The organism is Flavobacterium hungaricum (assembly GCF_015182285.1).
In the GTDB taxonomy this organism is placed as follows: domain Bacteria; phylum Bacteroidota; class Bacteroidia; order Flavobacteriales; family Flavobacteriaceae; genus Flavobacterium; species Flavobacterium hungaricum.
This window is the reverse complement of the sequence record NZ_PRDM01000002.1, coordinates 1,127,746-1,145,255: the sequence shown is the minus strand read 5'-3', so window position 1 is coordinate 1,145,255 and position 17,510 is coordinate 1,127,746. Positions and strand designations below refer to the sequence as shown.

Genomic DNA, 17,510 nt, shown 5'->3' with positions numbered 1-17,510 from the left:
TTGAAGCGAAATAAAATTGTAATGCGAATTTAAATACTAAATAAGTTCCGTTAGGAGCGAAATATTTATAGAAATAAAATTATCATGCACATTTAAGCCCCAGCGGGGCGACACAATTATAAAACAAGTTACTTACTTTCATAATAGATTATTGAATAAAATCTTAGAAACTTAGATTCTTAGTAACTTAGAACTTTAAAAAAAGCAACTTAGCATCTTAAAAAATGACTTTCAAAGAACAAATACAACAAGGAATTCCTTCTATATTACCGCCAAAGCAGGTTTACGATCCCGCTATTAATCATGCTCCGAAACGAAAAGAAATTCTTTCGGCAGAAGAAAAAAAACTGGCACTGAAAAATGCTTTGCGTTATTTCGATCCAAAACACCACGCCGAACTAATTCCTGAATTTTCAGAAGAATTAGAGACTTACGGGCGTATTTACATGTACCGTCTTCGTCCAGATTATAAAATGTACGCAAGACCAATTGATGAATATCCGGGAAAATCATTGCAGGCAAAAGCGATTATGCACATGATTCAGAACAATCTGGATTATGCTGTCGCGCAGCATCCGCATGAGTTGATCACTTATGGCGGAAACGGTGCTGTTTTTCAGAACTGGGCACAATATTTATTGACAATGCAGTATTTGTCTGAAATGACAGATGAGCAGACTTTAACAATGTACTCAGGGCATCCGATGGGATTATTTCCATCACACAAAGAAGCGCCAAGAGTTGTGGTAACAAACGGAATGGTGATCCCTAATTATTCTAAACCTGACGATTGGGAAAAAATGAATGCTTTGGGAGTTTCGCAATACGGACAAATGACTGCGGGAAGTTATATGTACATTGGCCCGCAGGGAATTGTACACGGAACTACGATTACAGTTTTGAATGGTTTTAGAAAAATAAAACTTAATCCTGAAGGAAATCTTTTTGTAACTTCTGGTTTGGGCGGTATGTCCGGCGCACAGCCAAAAGCAGGAAATATTGCCGGCTGTATTACGGTCTGCGCCGAAGTAAATCCAAAAATTACCAAAATTCGCCACGAACAAGGCTGGATTAATGAAATTGTAACTTCTACCGAAGAATTGGTTAAGAGAGTTAACTCGGCGAAAGCCAATAAAGAAACCGTTTCTATTGCTTATCTAGGAAATGTAGTTGATGTTTGGGAATGTTTTGATAAAGAAAATATCAAAATTGATTTAGGCTCAGACCAGACTTCCTTACATAATCCGTGGGCAGGCGGTTATTATCCGGTTGGAATTTCATTTGAAGATGCCAACAAAATGATGGCTGAAAATCCGGAGTTATTCAAAGAAAAAGTTCAGGAAAGCCTTCGCAGACATGCCGATGCAATTAACAAACACACGGCAAAAGGAACTTACTTTTTTGATTACGGAAATGCCTTTTTACTAGAAGCTTCACGCGCAGGCGCAGCTGTCATGGCAGCAAACAATATCGATTTTAAATATCCGAGTTACGTTCAGGATATTATGGGACCAATGTGTTTCGATTACGGATTTGGTCCTTTCCGCTGGGTTTGTACCTCTGGAAAACCTGAAGATTTATTAAGAACGGATGCAATTGCCATTCAAGTATTAGAAGAAATGGCAAAAACGGCTCCAGACGAAATTCAGCAGCAAATGCAGGACAATATTAAATGGATAAAAGGCGCACAGGAAAACAAACTCGTTGTAGGTTCGCAAGCCCGAATTCTTTATGCTGATGCGGAAGGAAGAGTTAAAATTGCTGAAGCTTTTAATCAGGCAATTGCAAAAGGCGAAATCGGAGCTGTGGTTTTAGGGCGCGATCATCACGATGTTTCGGGTACAGATTCTCCGTACAGAGAAACTTCAAATATCTATGACGGATCTCGTTTTACAGCCGATATGGCCATTCATAACGTAATTGGAGACAGTTTTAGAGGAGCAACCTGGGTATCAATCCATAACGGCGGCGGAGTTGGCTGGGGAGAGGTCATAAACGGCGGGTTTGGTATGGTTCTTGATGGTTCTAAAGAGGCTTCAAAACGTTTAGCATCAATGCTTTTCTGGGATGTTAACAACGGAATTTCAAGAAGAAGCTGGGCTCGAAATGAAGGTGCTGTTTTTGCCATAAAAAGAGCAATGGACGTAGAGCCTTTACTAAAGGTAACTTTACCCAACTTTGTTGACGAGAGTTTACTTTAACAACAAGAACACTTAATTTTTAATAATATGAGAACTTTCAAACTAATTCCTGTCTTTTTGCTTTTGGTACTTGCTTCCTGCAGCAGTGTTACGGTATATTCTGACTACGATAAAAATGTAGATTTTGCGCCTTATAAAACGTATGCTTTCTTTAAGCCCGGAATTGATAAGGTTGAAATTTCCGATTTAGATAAACGAAGAATCCTGCATGCAATTGACAATGAAATGCAGGCCAAAGGGTTGACTAAAAGTGAAAACCCAGATTTATTAATCAATATTTTTACCAAATCGAGAGAGCAGGTAAATGTAAACCAATTCAGCGCCGGCTGGGGTTACGGCTGGGGATGGGGATGGAATCCTTGGATGATGTATGGAGGTAATCAAACTACGGTTTCTACTTCTACAGAAGGAACTTTGTATATTGATTTAATCGATGCTAAAAAGAAAGAAATGATCTGGCAAGGTGAAGGTCAAGGTACTTTGACACGAAATATTGATAAAAAAGATCAAAAAGTAGCAGAGTTTGTAAACAAAATTTTAGCGCAATACCCGCCTGTAAAAAAATAATTTTAAGTACATTTGTTTTTCAATCAAGAAAAAATGACTAATTCTACTAACATTATTATCGCTATTAGCAGCATTATTGCAATTCAGCAGTAATGGCGAGGTGTTATATAAGTAAGTAAAATATAATTTATAGAAACCTCCCAATTGGGAGGTTTTTTATTTTAAAAAAGATTTTAAAATAGCCACGAATTGCACCAATTAGCACGAATTGTTTTTTCCAAGAGAATAAAATTAGTTTCAATTCGTGTAATTCTTGGCAAAAAAACAAAACATGATGAGTTTATTTAACGAAGTACTTAATGCAAAAAAGCAGCTCGAAAGTGTAGTTGCTGCAACGCCTTTGACCCAAAATTTAAATCTTTCAGACGAATTCAAATCAACCATTTTATTGAAACGGGAAGATTTACAGATTGTACGTTCGTACAAGATTAGAGGTGCTTACAATAAGATTTCTTCGTTAAACGAAAAAGAAAAAGCAAACGGAATTGTATGCGCAAGTGCCGGAAATCACGCGCAAGGCGTTGCATATTCCTGCAGTTTACTTCAGATTCAAGGCAAAATTTACATGCCCAAAACAACTCCAAAACAAAAAGTAAAACAAGTTCAGTTATTTGGAAAATCGTTTGTCGAAATTGTGCTTACCGGAGATACCTTTGATGATGCCTACGCCTCTGCAACTGCGGATGCCATTAAAAACCATAAAACTTTTATTCATCCTTTTGATGATGAAAAAGTAATTGCAGGTCAAGGAACTGTAGGTTTGGAAATTTTAGAAAGTTATAAAGAACCTATTGATTACGTTTTTGTACCGATTGGCGGCGGCGGACTTGCTTCTGGCCTTTCTGAAGTATTCAAACATTTAAGTCCGCATACTAAAATTATCGGCGTTGAACCAAAAGGTGCACCGTCTATGAAAACTTCGATTGAAGAAAACAAAAACACGCCTTTAAAAACCATTGATAAATTTGTTGACGGTGCTGCTGTAAAACAAGTCGGCGACACAACTTTTGAAATCTGTAAACAGAATCTTCACGATATTATTTTGGTTCCCGAAGGTAAAGTCTGCACTACTATTTTGAGATTGTATAATGAAGAAGCAATGGTCGTTGAACCAGCTGGCGCATTAACCATTGCTGCTTTGGATTTTTATAAAGATAAAATAAAAGGCAAAACTGTAGTCTGTGTTGTAAGCGGCAGTAATAATGATATTGAAAGAACGGCAGAAATTAAAGAACGTTCTTTATTGTATGAAGGACTAATGCACTACTTTATGATTCAGTTCCCACAGCGTCCTGGTGCTTTAAAAGAGTTTGTAAATAACATTTTAGGACCCGATGATGACATCACTTATTTTCAGTTTCATAAAAAAAACAACCGCGAAGTAGGCTCTGTTGTTGTGGGGTTAGAATTGAAAAACAAAAATGATATCATGTCAATCAAACTCAATATGACACAAAACGGATTTGAATTTCAATACCTAAACGACAATCAGGATTTGTTTACACAATTGATTGGCTAGACAATTTGATTATGATAAATATCAGCCAGCCAAAAAAAAGTTATCGTACTTTTGCATTCAATTTTATTCCTAAAGAAAATGACAGCTCTTAAAGATATAACCACTATAGAAGACATTAAACAAATGGTTGATACTTTTTACGGTAACGTAAGAAAAGATGACCTTATCGGGCCTATATTTAACGATAAACTGCAAGACCGATGGGAACCGCATTTACAAAAAATGTACAATTTCTGGCAGACCATTTTATTTGATGTCCGCGCTTATTCTGGAACCCCTTTTCCGCCGCACAAACAACTGCCTGTAGATAAGACGCATTTTGATCGCTGGATTGCTATTTTTAATTCAACAATCGATGCTCAATTTGCCGGCCCAATTACCGAAGAAGCTAAAATGCGCGCGACCAATATGGCGTTTATGTTCAGCCATAAAATTGAATATTTTAGAAATCAGGGATTATAAAAGCAATACTTTTATTTTGTAGATGCTATAATTTGTCCATTTTTATATTGATTTTTGCCGTCTTCCCATTTTTTATATTCTGACGAGAATTTGAATTTTTCGGCATCTGCTCCTTTTAAAATCACATCTTCAAAATACACATTTTGCTTATCTTTAGAATATTGATCTGAAAGAATTTCGAAGTTTGAAGAATCTGCTCCAGCAATTTTTTTGAAGTTATAATAAACGCCGTTTTTGTCTTTTGAAAAATCATATCGTAATGATTCAAAACTTTCCGCATCAATTTCGGGATAGATTACACCTTTATCAATCAATAGATTATTCACTATAATTCGCCAATAATCAATTTCACGGATTACTGTAATAGCATCAAAAGTGTTGATTTCAAACTCCGCTTTTGTAAAAGCAGAAACGACTGAATTACCAATTCTAGCGTACGTTTCGTTTATAGCATGAATTTCGCCTTCAATCATTTTGTGTTTTTGGACCACCTCATCAACCTCAATCATTTTCGCTCCTTCTCCTCTAAAGTTGAGAACTGCATAAATAAAATCAGCATCAACAGCAATTGTGTCGTTTAAAGGCCTAAAAGTTTTTGGACTTACAGTGATTCTTTTATTTTTATAATAAACAGAATGAGCGTCTTTAAACCAATAATAACGTCGGTAATCTGTAATCGACGGATCTAGCAACTGATATGTTTTAGGATCAGCATCTTTGATTATTTCTAACTCGTTAAAGTTTCTGCCATCCCGACTGTAAACATGATTTTTGTCTTTAATGAGATAAAAATCTTCAACTTCAAAAGTATCATAATCAACCAGCTGCTTTCTTCCTTTCCAGAAAATATTATTTTTATCTTTCCCAAAATCAACATTTAAAGGCTGAAAAGTAGCAACATCTGCATCTAACTCAAAATAACCTAATTCAAACCAATTTCCCATTGGAGAATAAACGATTATACTTTTTCTGTAATGATGAAAATAAGAATTCGATACTTCTAAATTTACAGGTTTCCCGATTTTAAAAAACAAATATCTAAAACCTAAAACAATCAGAATGACTAGGACTAAAACGATTAAAATAACTTTCATAATTATGTATTGGATCTGAAATGACAGCAGGTGTAAAACTAACCATTTTCTTGCAAGAAATATTTAGCATTAATAGATAAAGAAAAATTATCAAGATGTTTTTTATACCAAAGTCTTCAAATTAAAGATTGCGCAAGAAAACGATCTTATTTTTAAAAATCTATTTAGAAAAAATTTATTTTAGCACTTGAAATTCGTAATTTTACATTTTAATCTACAACGTTTTCGAAATGAATCCAAATATTGAAACTAATCCGCTATTAGATCGATTGCCAAAACATTTAAAGCAATTTATTAAGCCGCAAGATTATAGTGACTACAGTCCGATTAATCAGGCCGTTTGGCGCTATGTGATGCGCAAAAACGTAGATTACCTGTCTAAAGTCGCACACAGTTCTTATTTGGATGGACTAAAGAAAACGGGAATCGAAGTTGATTCTATCCCGAGTATGTACGGCATGAATCGCATTTTAAGCGAAATTGGATGGGCTGCTGTTGCAGTAGACGGATTTATTCCGCCAAATGCTTTTATGGAATTTCAGGCTTATAATGTTTTGGTTATCGCTTCAGATATCCGTCAGCTGGAACATATCGAATATACACCCGCACCCGATATTATTCACGAAGGTGCCGGCCACGCTCCTATAATTGCTAATCCTGAATATGCAGAATATTTAAGACGTTTTGGAGAAATTGGCTGTAAAGCGATTTCGTCTCACAAAGATTACCAGATGTATGAGGCAATTCGACTGCTTTCTATTTTGAAAGAAGCCGAAGATACACCGCAGGAAAAAATAGAAGAAGCAGAAAAAGCGGTTGCCGATTTACAAAATAATATGGGCGAATTGTCTGAAATGGCACAGATTCGTAATTTACATTGGTGGACAGTCGAATACGGTTTAATCGGAACGGTTGAAAATCCAAAAATATACGGTGCCGGATTACTTTCTTCTATTGGTGAAAGTGCCTGGTGCATGACAGATAACGTCAAGAAAATTCCTTACGATATTACTGCTGCGAATCAAAATTTTGATATTACGCAGTTACAACCGCAATTGTATGTTACTCCGACCTTCTCTTATTTGAGTTTGATTCTGGAAGAATTTGCTAATAAAATGGCTCTGAGAACTGGAGGACTTTCTGGAATTCAGAAATTGATTCAATCCAATGCTTTGGGAACAATTGAATTGAGTACAGGTTTACAAATTTCTGGTGTTTTTACAAATGTTATTGAAGAAGATCATAAACCGGTTTATATTCAGACTACGGGAAAAACGGCTTTGGCTTACCGAGAAAAAGAACTGGTAGGGCACGGAACGTTAACGCATCCGCATGGATTTGGAAGTCCGATTGGGAAATTGAAAGGTTTTAATCTGGCTATCGAAGATATGAGTCCGAAGGATTTACAAGCTTATAGCATTGTCGAAAATGAAACGGTAAAACTGGAGTTTGAAGGCAATATTATTGTTGAAGGTGAAATTATCACAGGTTCTAGAAACCTGCACGGAGAAATTATCCTGATTAGTTTTAGAAATTGTACCGTAACGCATGGCGAAACGATTTTGTTTCAGCCAGAATGGGGTAATTATGATATGGCCATTGGTAAAAAAGTAGTTTCTGCTTTTTCTGGGCCTGCCGATGTCAATAGTTTTGATTTGATCAACAATGTCCCAACTACACAGACCATTAAAACAAAACACACAGAGGAACGTGACGAATTGGAAAATCTGTACGCTGCTGTTCGTGAAATTCGTATAAATAAAAAGTCAACTGCAGCACTTCAAAACATCTTTCATAAATTAAAAGAAAATCATACCAACGATTGGCTGCTTTCTGTTGAAATTGCGGAGCTTTTAAAAGATTCTTCTGATGCCCTTTTACAAGAAGTTGTTTCATATTTAGAGCAATTAAAAGAAAAACGCCCTGAAGTTTCTCATTTAATTTCTGGCGGTTTGGATTTGATTTTTTCTGCTGCGAAAGTTTAGTTTTTTTTGCTGCGAAGGTGCTAAGACACAAAGATTTTTTTATTTTCGACAATTAAAAGTTACTTACAGTTGTCATTTCGACGAAGGAGAAATCTCCGCGACAATTCCACAAAGATTGTAAAAACTTTGTGGAGCTACTTGTGGAGATTTCTCCTTCGTCGAAATGACAATAATGAGGAAAAAAAACTTAGTGTATTAGCGCCTTCATGGCGGAGTAACTTAAAGCTTCAAATCTTCAGTAAACTCTTTCTCAGATTCAATAGTTTTGCCATTATATTGCAGTTTCCAGCCCATTGAATTTGTAAGGATTAGAATCTTAGACAATTCACTGATAAGTCTGTTTTGCGCATTTGTTTTAAGTGAAGATTTTTCGATTTTCTTGGCCAGATTGGCTTTTACCGATTTGTTGATTTTATTATAATCATCACCCGTAAACGGATTCAGTTTACTTTGTTCAACATCATAAAACTTAATATCGGGATTGATTTTAATTTCTTCTTTCGGAATATTTAAAATCGTGATTGTTTTGTTTTTTTCGTCGATATCGTATTTCATTTGGTGTAAATCGTAAGCAACTGTTACATCGGCATTGACTACAATGAGCGCTTTCTTTTCAAATGAAAGCATATCCAGAAAATACTTCTGCTGGTTTTTATACGTCACCACTTCAGAGAAATGTCCTTCGGTCACCACCAGTTTTCCTACGTTAAGAATCTGCTGTTGAATTAAATTGGTATTGTATTCGATATCAGAATCATCACTTTTCTTGAATTCGCAATACTTAAAAGCGAGCACAATGAGTAAAACAATAACACCAACACCTATAATTCTTTTGATCAAGTTTTGCATTCTCTAAAATATTTTAGACCAATTTAGCTCTTTTTTCTGAGATCTTTCGCCATGATTTTTTTCTTTTCGCCACGAATTCACGAATTTTCGCTAACCTCTTTGAGATAAATATATTTAATTTCACAAATTCAAATTCGTGAAATTAAAATTTAGCAAACTGTGAATTGAGCTAATTCGTGAATTCGCGGCGAAAAAATTAAAAAACTTAAAACGGATATCCAATCGCAATATTCAGAATCAGATTGTCTTTTCTCCAAGCACCATTTCCAAAATCAATTTTATCGATTAACCATCTTTGTCCGTCTGGCAACGCAGGATTTCTAAGCGGGATTGCTAAGTCTGTTCTTAAAATTAAGAAAGACAAATCAAAACGCAAACCTACTCCTGCACCAATTGCAATTTCTTTCATAAAATCTTTTGAAATTTCGGCACCTGGTTTATCGGGATCCGCGTTTAAGAGCCAAATATTTCCTGCATCAAAAAAGACAGCTCCTCGTACGATACTAAAAAGTTTAGCACGATATTCGGTATTGAATTCCAATTTTAAATCTGCAGATTGATCAGGCGTGTAAGTGAGATTTGTTTGCGGCGGAATAACATAACTTCCAGGCCCTAAAGTTCTTGCTCTAAAAGCTCGAATACTATTGGTTCCCCCCACCACAAATTGTTTGGACGTTGGCAGGGTTTTCGAATTCCCATATGCAAATCCTGCACCTACAATTAATCTGCTGGCTAATTCGCTTTCTTTTCCCAATTTTAAATAATGCCTAAAATCGGTTCTGATTTTTACATATTGGCTAAATGGAACATCGAAAATTGTTTTTACATTATCTTTTTTATAATCTGCACCTGTAACCAAACCCGTGATATTTCCCGCCAAATCTAATTCACCATTAAAATAGATCGTGTTTTTTCGGCGTTTCTGCATCGTATTGGTATACGTATAATTGTAGGTTGGTCCAAAAATTAATTGTTTTTCTATTACTCTGCCTAGGGCTGGATCTTCATCAATATCCTGCTGGTATTCTGGAGTTACATGATTCGGACTCACATACGTCACATCAATCACATTTAATTGATGTTCTTTACGAATGTTTTCTTTCCACAAATAACCAAACGATGTATTAAACGAATTTAATGCATACAATTGTGTTCTTTTTTGATATTCGTAACGAAGCGTTGCTTTGGTTCTGGGCACAAATTCGCTGTTTCCTTCAATATTAAAAGGCGTGATAAATCTCGGCCAAGTCAGACTAACTTCGCCTCCAAGTTTATAAATGTTTCTCCCTTTATTAGGTCCGCCAAGCTGAAAATCGGCTCCTCCAAAAACAGAAGCAGTAAATAATTCTGCCCCTCTAAAAAAGTTTCTGTTGTTCCAATTCAGGTTTATCTCGGTTCCGGTATAACTAGCTGAATTGGTTTTTCCTAAAACCTCAACACGAATGAATTTCTTTGGCAAAAGTGTTAGAAAGTAGTACGAATCTAAAGCATTATCGATACTGTCAGAAGGTTTGAATTCGTTTTTAACAAAACTGAAGGTTCCGAGATTGACAAATCTATTGAGCGTTAAATTATGATCTTTTCTATTGTATAAATCGCCTTTTTTAAAGTAAATTGTTCGGTCAAAAACTCTTGGTTTAAAAGTATCTGCGGTATCAATTATCGTAAAATCTTTATATTTTACAATATCTCTCTGTCTGTAAACCATGGTATCGTTTGCCAGAGAATAATTAGGATAGACAAATATATTATTAATGGTATAAGCTCTCAGGGCTTTTGCCGGCGTTTCGTTTTTGATTACAATTTTAATTTTAACTTCATGATCGCCTTTACTGCTGTCGACCTGTGCCAGAAGATAATCGGGATTAAAATAATAATATCCTTTTTCTTTTAATCTCGCATCGATACGTTCTCTTTCTGCTTTGATTAAATCCAAATCATACGGTTTTCCTACTTTCAGCAGACTTCTTCGACTCGAACGTCCTATAATTTTCGACATTTTTAGCGAATCGTCCGGAAAAGTCACGCTTTTTATGATGTATTGTTTCCTTGGCGTTACCACATATTCTGCCGTTGCCCTTTTGTTTCTAACAGTAGAATCGGCGCTGACACGGGTTTTGAAAAAGCCTTTGTTTTCGGTATAATTTCGTAAAACCGATGCATTGTAATCCAAATCGACTTTGCTGAAAAGTACAGGTTCTTCTCCAACCTTATTTTTCAGCCAATATCTTAATCCCTTTTGTTTTTTGGGTTCGCCCGCAATATTGTAAAACCATAATTTTGGGCGCAATCCTAAGAACGATTTATTAGGTTTTGGGCGCAATAGACCTTCCAATTCCGTTTCCAGCGCTTTTCTGTCTTTCTTTTTGATAATCGAATCTTTCACCTTTACAGAACCTCCAACATACAAAAAATCACCTTCTGGAAGATATTTCGTGTTACTGCATCCTAAAATAAAAAACAAGGAAAACAGTGCCACACACTTTGTAAAATAGTTTGTTGTATGATTATGTTTTTTGCTCATTTCCTTCAATTTTGTTTTCTTCCTTATTTTCCTGCAGTTGTTCTTTTTCCTTCTCCTCTTTCTTTTTCTGCTTTTCTTTCTCTTTTCGGATTTTTTCTTCTTTAATCAATTCTTTTTCAGCTTCGGTACGATGAAAGAGCTCTCTGAATTTATTGTAACTCATCGTGATGATAAAACCAACACCTGTCTCTACCACCTGACCTTCAACGGCAACCTGATACTGATTTTTTCTGTAAGCGCGGACTACATAACGTCCGTCTTTTGTCAATTGGTAATCCAGCGCAACGTCACCGGCAATGTTAGTACTTTCTTCATTAGCACGCTCATTCCCTTCTACGCCAAAACTACTTCCAACGGTTACTTTCAATCGGTCGTCTAATAATCTTTTAGAAACTTCTACATTCAAGTCTGTACGATTTTGCATGTTTCCAGAAGTATAATCTTCTGTAGATTCTAAATCAAAATTCACTTCAAAACCGGTAATAAGTTCGCCCGCCAAATTATTTAATTGCTGCGAAAGTATTTTACTCACACTCTGTCTCGCTAAGGTTTCTGCACTTGTACCGCCGCTTTCACTCGCAAAAGGATTTTCGCCCACAAATCGGTTTAATAACAAGAGTGCAAAAACCTGTTTATTTAATTCTGCAGGATCTTGTTCCAACTGTTTTAATTTGGCTTGAGTCGTCTCTACCACATCAGAAGAAACGTCGTAATTTCCGTCAGGCAATACAATTCCAAAAGAAATCTCAGGTTTCATTAATTCACCATTCATTTTCAATAAAGTCTGAAAAGGAAGCTTTTGTTTGTACACATTTCTTTTTGCCGAATCATTAGTTGGAAGCTGGCTTCCTACTAAATCTATTGGAGCTGTATTTACTTTATAAATAGCCGTAATATTTACATTTGCTAAGGTCGGTTCGCCGTTCCACGTTATGAAACTTCCTTTCTGAAGGTCAAATTTTCTTTTGATTCCGTTGAAATTCATTTCGTACGCACCTTCATTAAACTCATATTTCCCCGTCAAAGTTGTTTTACCCGATTGATCAATTCCGCCTACTAGTTCTGCTTCTCCTTTCAATCTCAGATAATCCCCATTTCCTTTGTCTATAATCAAATTCAGTTCGGCTTCTTTGTCGATGGTAATGGCTACATTTACGTTCATTCCTTTCAATTCCGATTGATTGAGCTGATTCTGCATCTCAACAGTTTGTTTGAGATACATATTATCTTCATCGACAAACTCTACAATTCCATCACGATCAGCAATTGACGGATCTGATTGCGGCAATACCACAGAGAACTTAGTTTCTTTATTGATTTTGATTGTTCCGTCAACTACTGGAGCATCCAGATTTCCTTTGATATTTAATTTGGTATCTAAAAATAAATCTCCGTAAAACAAATCATTGTCTGCTGCTTTAGAATTTATAGCTCTAAAATCATTAGCTTGTACTAATAAATTAAAATTATACGCTTTAAAATCAGGTGTCTTAATATCGCCGTCTACAAATAATTCGTTATCATTTTCGTCTAAAAGTGAGAATTTATCAAATGAAATAGTACCGTTATTGATGGCAATTTTTTCTTGTTTAACTTTAAAATACGAATTGAGCTGCGTTACTCTAAAAGCAGCATCGTTAAAGTTTAATTCACCGTTAACCTTTGGCGCTGCAGTATTTCCAGTAACTTTAAAATTCCCTGACAAATAGCCGCTTCCTTCTTTGATATTGTCCATACTAAAGCCTTGAATACTTTTGATGTTCAGCTTATTAATAACTAAATCCAAATCAAAATTTCCGGCATCGAGCTGATAATCTCCTGTAAGTTTCAGATCGTTTCCTTCGTCACTTAATACCACATTTGCTGCAAGCGTATTGGCCGTTTTATTGTCTACTTTTACTTCTAGATCACCGACTTTTTCTCCTTTAAAAGTAAAATCATCAATTTTTAAATCTGAAGTGAATGTTGGACTTGTCATTACGTTTTCTACCAAAGCAGAACCGTTTATCAAACCCTGCATTAATTTCTCGTCCTTTTTAACGATATTCATAATGGTTTCAATGTTGAAGTTTACAAACTCCACTTTGAGGGGCGCATTATTTTCAGTTCCTTCCGATTGTATTTTTAATTGATTCCCTGCATTATCCAAATAAAATTTATTGATGTAAAGTCGTTTATCTCCAAATTCAACGGCGTTTTCGGGATCAATGCTCCATTTATCATAATTCAAGACAAAAGATTCTGCATCAATTTTAAAAATGTTTTTAGCATTTTCATGGTTCAAATTTCCGGCGATATAGTATTGCTGTTTTTCTTTCGCATCTTTTACTTCCAGCGCATAAGTCAAAATATTATTCTGAACGTTTCCAGACAGACTAGTAAACGGAATTCTAAGCGAACCGCTTTCGATGCCGGCCACAGAAACCAAATATTCTAACGCATTTTCTTTGGCTTCGATATTTATTTTGGCATCAGAAATGGTATTTTCAGCATAAACAATGCGCGGAATTGTTCCTTTTACAGCCAGAGAATCGGTTTTATTATTATAATTCCCCGTTATTGTAAAAGGCTCTAAACCGGTAAGTTTTGGCAATAATTTAAACAATATCGGATCGTTGTCTACTTTTAATGTAAATGCTAATCTTTGTTCATCCGACTCCGCGTTTACTTTTGGATTCTGCAGCTCAATATATTTTGATAATGAATTTTGAATTGAATTGGCCAAAGTCGTCAGTTTGTATTTTCCGACCACCTCTGCTTTTAAAAACTGCGACGAAATTTTAATCGAATTGCTGTCTTTATCGGCAAAAGCCACAACGCGAATCGAGTCTAAAACGATTGGTTCTGCTTCTTTTAAAATTTGAATGTTCGAAAGAAACACTTTCCCATTTAAGAAATCCGGATTGCTGTTGGCAATATCTGCATCTACATTACCACGCAATTTCATTGGTCCCGCGTGCAGATTTAATTTTTCTAAATCGGCAATATCCAAATTCAGTTTTAGTTTTACTGACGGATATTTATCTTTTGTATCGCCGCTGGCTGTTAATTCAAATTTAAGATTCGGGTCTTTCATTCCAGATTGCACTGCAAAAGAACCGTTTTCTATACTGCCTTTTAAAGCTAAATCTTTGTATTCATATCGATTAAAAACGGCTTTCTTAACCAAACCATCAATCGCTGCATTTGCCGTTTTTGGATCTAAACCTGTTCCTTTTACTTTCGCTTTAAGCGTAATTTTTCCGATAGAATCGTTTTTGATTAATCGGCCTAAATCGAAATCTAATAAATAAACCGTTGCGTCGTATTTCTCTCTTTTTTTAATGCGCTGATCAAAAAGCGCATCCACTTTTGCATTTCCAAAACTACTGTTTAAAGCTAAGTTGGTATTGAAATTCTGCACAGAACCTTTGAACTTTCCTGTCAAACTAATTTGTGACGGAATCTCAATGTTCTTCGGAATTGTTCCTGCCGGCACAAACGAATTGATATCTTTTGAAGTACTGGAAAGTTTTTTAATATTTAAATCGAAATACGATTTTTGCGCATCAGGAAGTCCTTTGATTTTCCCCGAAAGGGAAACTCTTGTCGTTCCGATACCACTCATTTCAAACTGCGCAATATTTAAATCTTTTACTTTTCCTTTTACTTTTGCATTCAAACTCAAAACTGCATTGGGATTGCTTTTAAAAGGATTTTGTTTTTGCAAATCAGGCACAAAAAGAAGAATATCTTTAAAACCGATTTTAGATTGTTTTAAATTGGCATCTAAACTCAGATTACCTAAATCTTTTTTAAGCGCCTCCAGAGAAGCATATTTCACGTCAATTTTATCTTGAACGAGTGTCTGAGGAGTTCTTAAATACAGATTGTGCAAAGAAGCATTTTTGGGCCCGTAAAAGAATTCGGTTTTAAGGGATTGAATCTGAAGACCGCTTTTATCATTTACAGTCAACGTTTTAATATTTCCCGAAATGGTATCGCTTGAATAATAGAGCTTTTCGGCCTCAAAGTTGAATTTACTCAAATCCATGTGCGCATAATCAATTCCTTTTGCCGCAGGTTTTGACTGCATATCGTCAAATTGGAACGCAATATTTTCTAAATCAACTTGATTGAGTTTTACTTTCCATCCCGCTTGTTTTATGGCTGTGGTGTCGAGGCTTGGTGCCTGGATCTGCTTATCTTTTGCACCCAGACGTAGATTTCCTTTAAGATTTTTAACTTCAAAAGTATCAAAATCCAAAAGCTGTTTTGTAAGATCGATTTCATTTACTGCTAAATTTAAGTTTCCTAATTTTATTCCAGAATCTAATCTGGAATCTTTATTATCATAAGCTATATCAATTTTTGATAATGCAATTTTTCCTAATTTTAATTTAAAATCCGGCCGTTTCGAAACAGTATCAACTGTTTTAATAGAAACTTCTGCGATTTTCTCTACAACATCTTGATTTAAAACGACTTTTAATCCGTCTAAGGCAATATTCGGAATATCAAAATTCATTTGATCCAGATCGAATTTATTAAACTTGGTATCAAAATGAGTCAGTTTTACCCGAATATCATTTTTAGAATAATCATCTTTAAAATTAAAATTGATTTGGTCGAGATTTACTTTTACGACTGAGATTTTAAAAGGCTTACTGTCTGGATCTTCAACTTTTGGTTCTTTAGATTCAAAAGCTTTTATGATGTAATCAAAGTTAAAAACGCCTTCTTTGTTTCTAGAGATATTGGCAGTAGTATTTTCTAAAATAACAGAATTGATTTCGAGTTCACTGCTTATCAATTTAAACAGATCGACATCTACTTCCAGCCTTTTACCCGCCAGCAGTGTATCTTTTTTCTGGTCTTCAAAATAAAACCCTTCCAGAACTACATCTTTTGGAAATTTAATAGAGATATGATCTAAAGAAACTTTAGTTTTAATTTTGTTATGCAGATAGGTTATTGCCTTGTCTTTGACAAAATTTTGAACCGACGGAACCTGAATTAAAATGATAAGAAGTAATAAAAGTGCAATTATAGAAACGACGCACCATAAAAGTACACGCAATGTTTTTTTTAGAAAATGAGTCGTTTTCTTATTCATACGTCAATTAAATACAGGATTTGATTGCTTCTGAAAAAAGCAGGATTATACATTTTACAAAAATGTAAAATTTAAACCTTAACAATTTACATAATTTCGGGGGATTATTCTAAAATTTTACTGCAAATTGGTTCTTTTATGCCACAAAGAAGCTGTGGCACAAAGCTTTTTGTAACCAATGATGGTGAAAGAACAAAATATTGAAATCGCTAAAATTTTATATGAGGCAGTTTTGCACTTAAAATTTCTATTTTCTGTCGCAATTTTTGAAGGAATTTCTCGTGTTGTTCTGATTCTGGATTGAAACTTCTATGACGAAGGCTTTTCTGAATTTCATCTACTTCTTTCATTGTAGAAATACTGTTTTCTGAAATATAATTTTCACTGAAAAGTTTCCAGATATAATCGATCGCAATCTGATTTGGATGCAGCATATCTTCATTATAAAAACGATAATCACGAAGCTCATCCATCATGATTTCGTATGAGGGAAAGTAATATAATTGTTGATTGTTGATTTTAGATTTTAGATTAGAATGCAAGGCTGCAAATAAATGCGATTTGCTTAATTGATTTTCGACAAAACCGTCTTTAATGTGACGTACGGGAGAAATCGTAAAAATGAAATGGATATTTGGATTTAAAGTCTGAATTAAATCAATTGTGTTTTGAATGCTTTTCTGAATTGTTTCTGTTGATAATAATTCTTTTGAAAACTGCTTTTGAGGCACTTTATGGCAGTTGGCGACAATTTCATCAATTTCTAAGCTTCTATAAACCCACGAAGTTCCGTAGGTAATAATGATATGCGTTGCTTCTTTTAGTTGTCTATGCGTTTCCTGAACGGCTTTATTTAAAGATTCTAAAAGTTCTTGACGATCGGCATTACTTAAGTCTGAATGTACTTCAAAACTATGCCAGCGCTCGTTGTGAAAAAACACATCTTTCTCTTGATAAAATTCCTGATGAATTACTCTCTGAATAATCTTCTCAATCGAAACGGGATTAAAAACTATTCCAAACGGATTGGTCTCGTTCTGAAATTTAAAATAATCGAATTTCTCCGCCATATTTTCTGCAAAACAGGAACCAATAGAAAGTACTTTCGAATTATAATCGATTGGAGTTTTACTTTTCTGAATAGGAATTTGTGTTCTGAATTGCATACTTTTTATTTGAACACGAATTTCACGATTTTTCAGCAATAAAAAAAA

General features: G+C 35.1%; 10 protein-coding genes. 5 read left to right on the top strand and 5 right to left on the bottom strand.

The genetic code is table 11. From position 1 onward, the window contains the following. The first annotated feature begins 224 nt into the window (after positions 1 to 224). The 4 genes from hutU (at position 225) to C4F50_RS12795 (ending at position 4,749) form a co-directional block, all read left to right on the top strand. A complete protein-coding gene (gene hutU, locus C4F50_RS12810) occupies positions 225 to 2,201 on the top strand; it encodes a urocanate hydratase (protein WP_194139048.1) in 1,977 nt (658 codons plus the stop codon). Positions 2,202 to 2,228: 27 nt separating this feature from the next. Then, a complete protein-coding gene (locus C4F50_RS12805; RefSeq protein ID WP_194139047.1) occupies positions 2,229 to 2,768 on the top strand; it encodes a DUF4136 domain-containing protein in 540 nt (179 codons plus the stop codon). Positions 2,769 to 3,042: 274 nt separating this feature from the next. Then, complete coding sequence (ilvA, locus tag C4F50_RS12800) at positions 3,043 to 4,287, top strand: threonine ammonia-lyase IlvA (protein WP_194139151.1); 1,245 nt, start codon at positions 3,043 to 3,045, stop codon at positions 4,285 to 4,287. 78 nt (positions 4,288 to 4,365) lie between these two features. After that, positions 4,366 to 4,749: a group III truncated hemoglobin gene (locus tag C4F50_RS12795; RefSeq protein ID WP_194139046.1), complete on the top strand. Its 384-nt coding sequence runs from the start codon at positions 4,366 to 4,368 to the stop codon at positions 4,747 to 4,749. Positions 4,750 to 4,760: 11 nt separating this feature from the next. Here the strand turns inward: C4F50_RS12795 and C4F50_RS12790 are convergent, their stop codons facing one another. After that, a complete protein-coding gene (locus tag C4F50_RS12790; protein ID WP_194139045.1) occupies positions 4,761 to 5,843 on the bottom strand; it encodes a DKNYY domain-containing protein in 1,083 nt (360 codons plus the stop codon). 230 nt (positions 5,844 to 6,073) lie between these two features. Here C4F50_RS12790 and C4F50_RS12785 point away from each other — a divergent pair, with 230 nt between their 5' ends. Continuing rightward, a complete protein-coding gene (locus C4F50_RS12785) occupies positions 6,074 to 7,828 on the top strand; it encodes an aromatic amino acid hydroxylase (protein WP_194139044.1) in 1,755 nt (584 codons plus the stop codon). A gap of 219 nt (positions 7,829 to 8,047) precedes the next feature. On the opposite strand, the gene C4F50_RS12780 is transcribed toward C4F50_RS12785, so the two are convergent. From C4F50_RS12780 to C4F50_RS12765, 4 genes are all read right to left on the bottom strand, one after another. Then, positions 8,048 to 8,677 (bottom strand): DUF4230 domain-containing protein, encoded by a 630-nt coding sequence (locus C4F50_RS12780; protein ID WP_194139043.1) that lies wholly within the window; start codon positions 8,675 to 8,677, stop codon positions 8,048 to 8,050. Between the two features lie 205 nt (positions 8,678 to 8,882). Continuing rightward, positions 8,883 to 11,201, bottom strand: a complete 2,319-nt coding sequence (gene tamL / locus C4F50_RS12775; protein ID WP_194139042.1) for a translocation and assembly module lipoprotein TamL — start codon at positions 11,199 to 11,201, stop codon at positions 8,883 to 8,885. After that, entirely contained in the window at positions 11,185 to 16,296 is a 5,112-nt protein-coding gene (locus tag C4F50_RS12770) for a translocation/assembly module TamB domain-containing protein (RefSeq protein ID WP_194139041.1), read from the bottom strand. Before C4F50_RS12770 ends, tamL begins: the two co-directional genes overlap by 17 nt. Before the next feature lie 209 nt (positions 16,297 to 16,505). Next, positions 16,506 to 17,462 carry a GSCFA domain-containing protein gene (locus C4F50_RS12765; RefSeq protein WP_194139040.1) on the bottom strand — a complete coding sequence of 319 codons (957 nt, stop codon included), beginning with the start codon at positions 17,460 to 17,462 and terminating at the stop codon, positions 16,506 to 16,508. Positions 17,463 to 17,510 lie beyond the last annotated feature (48 nt).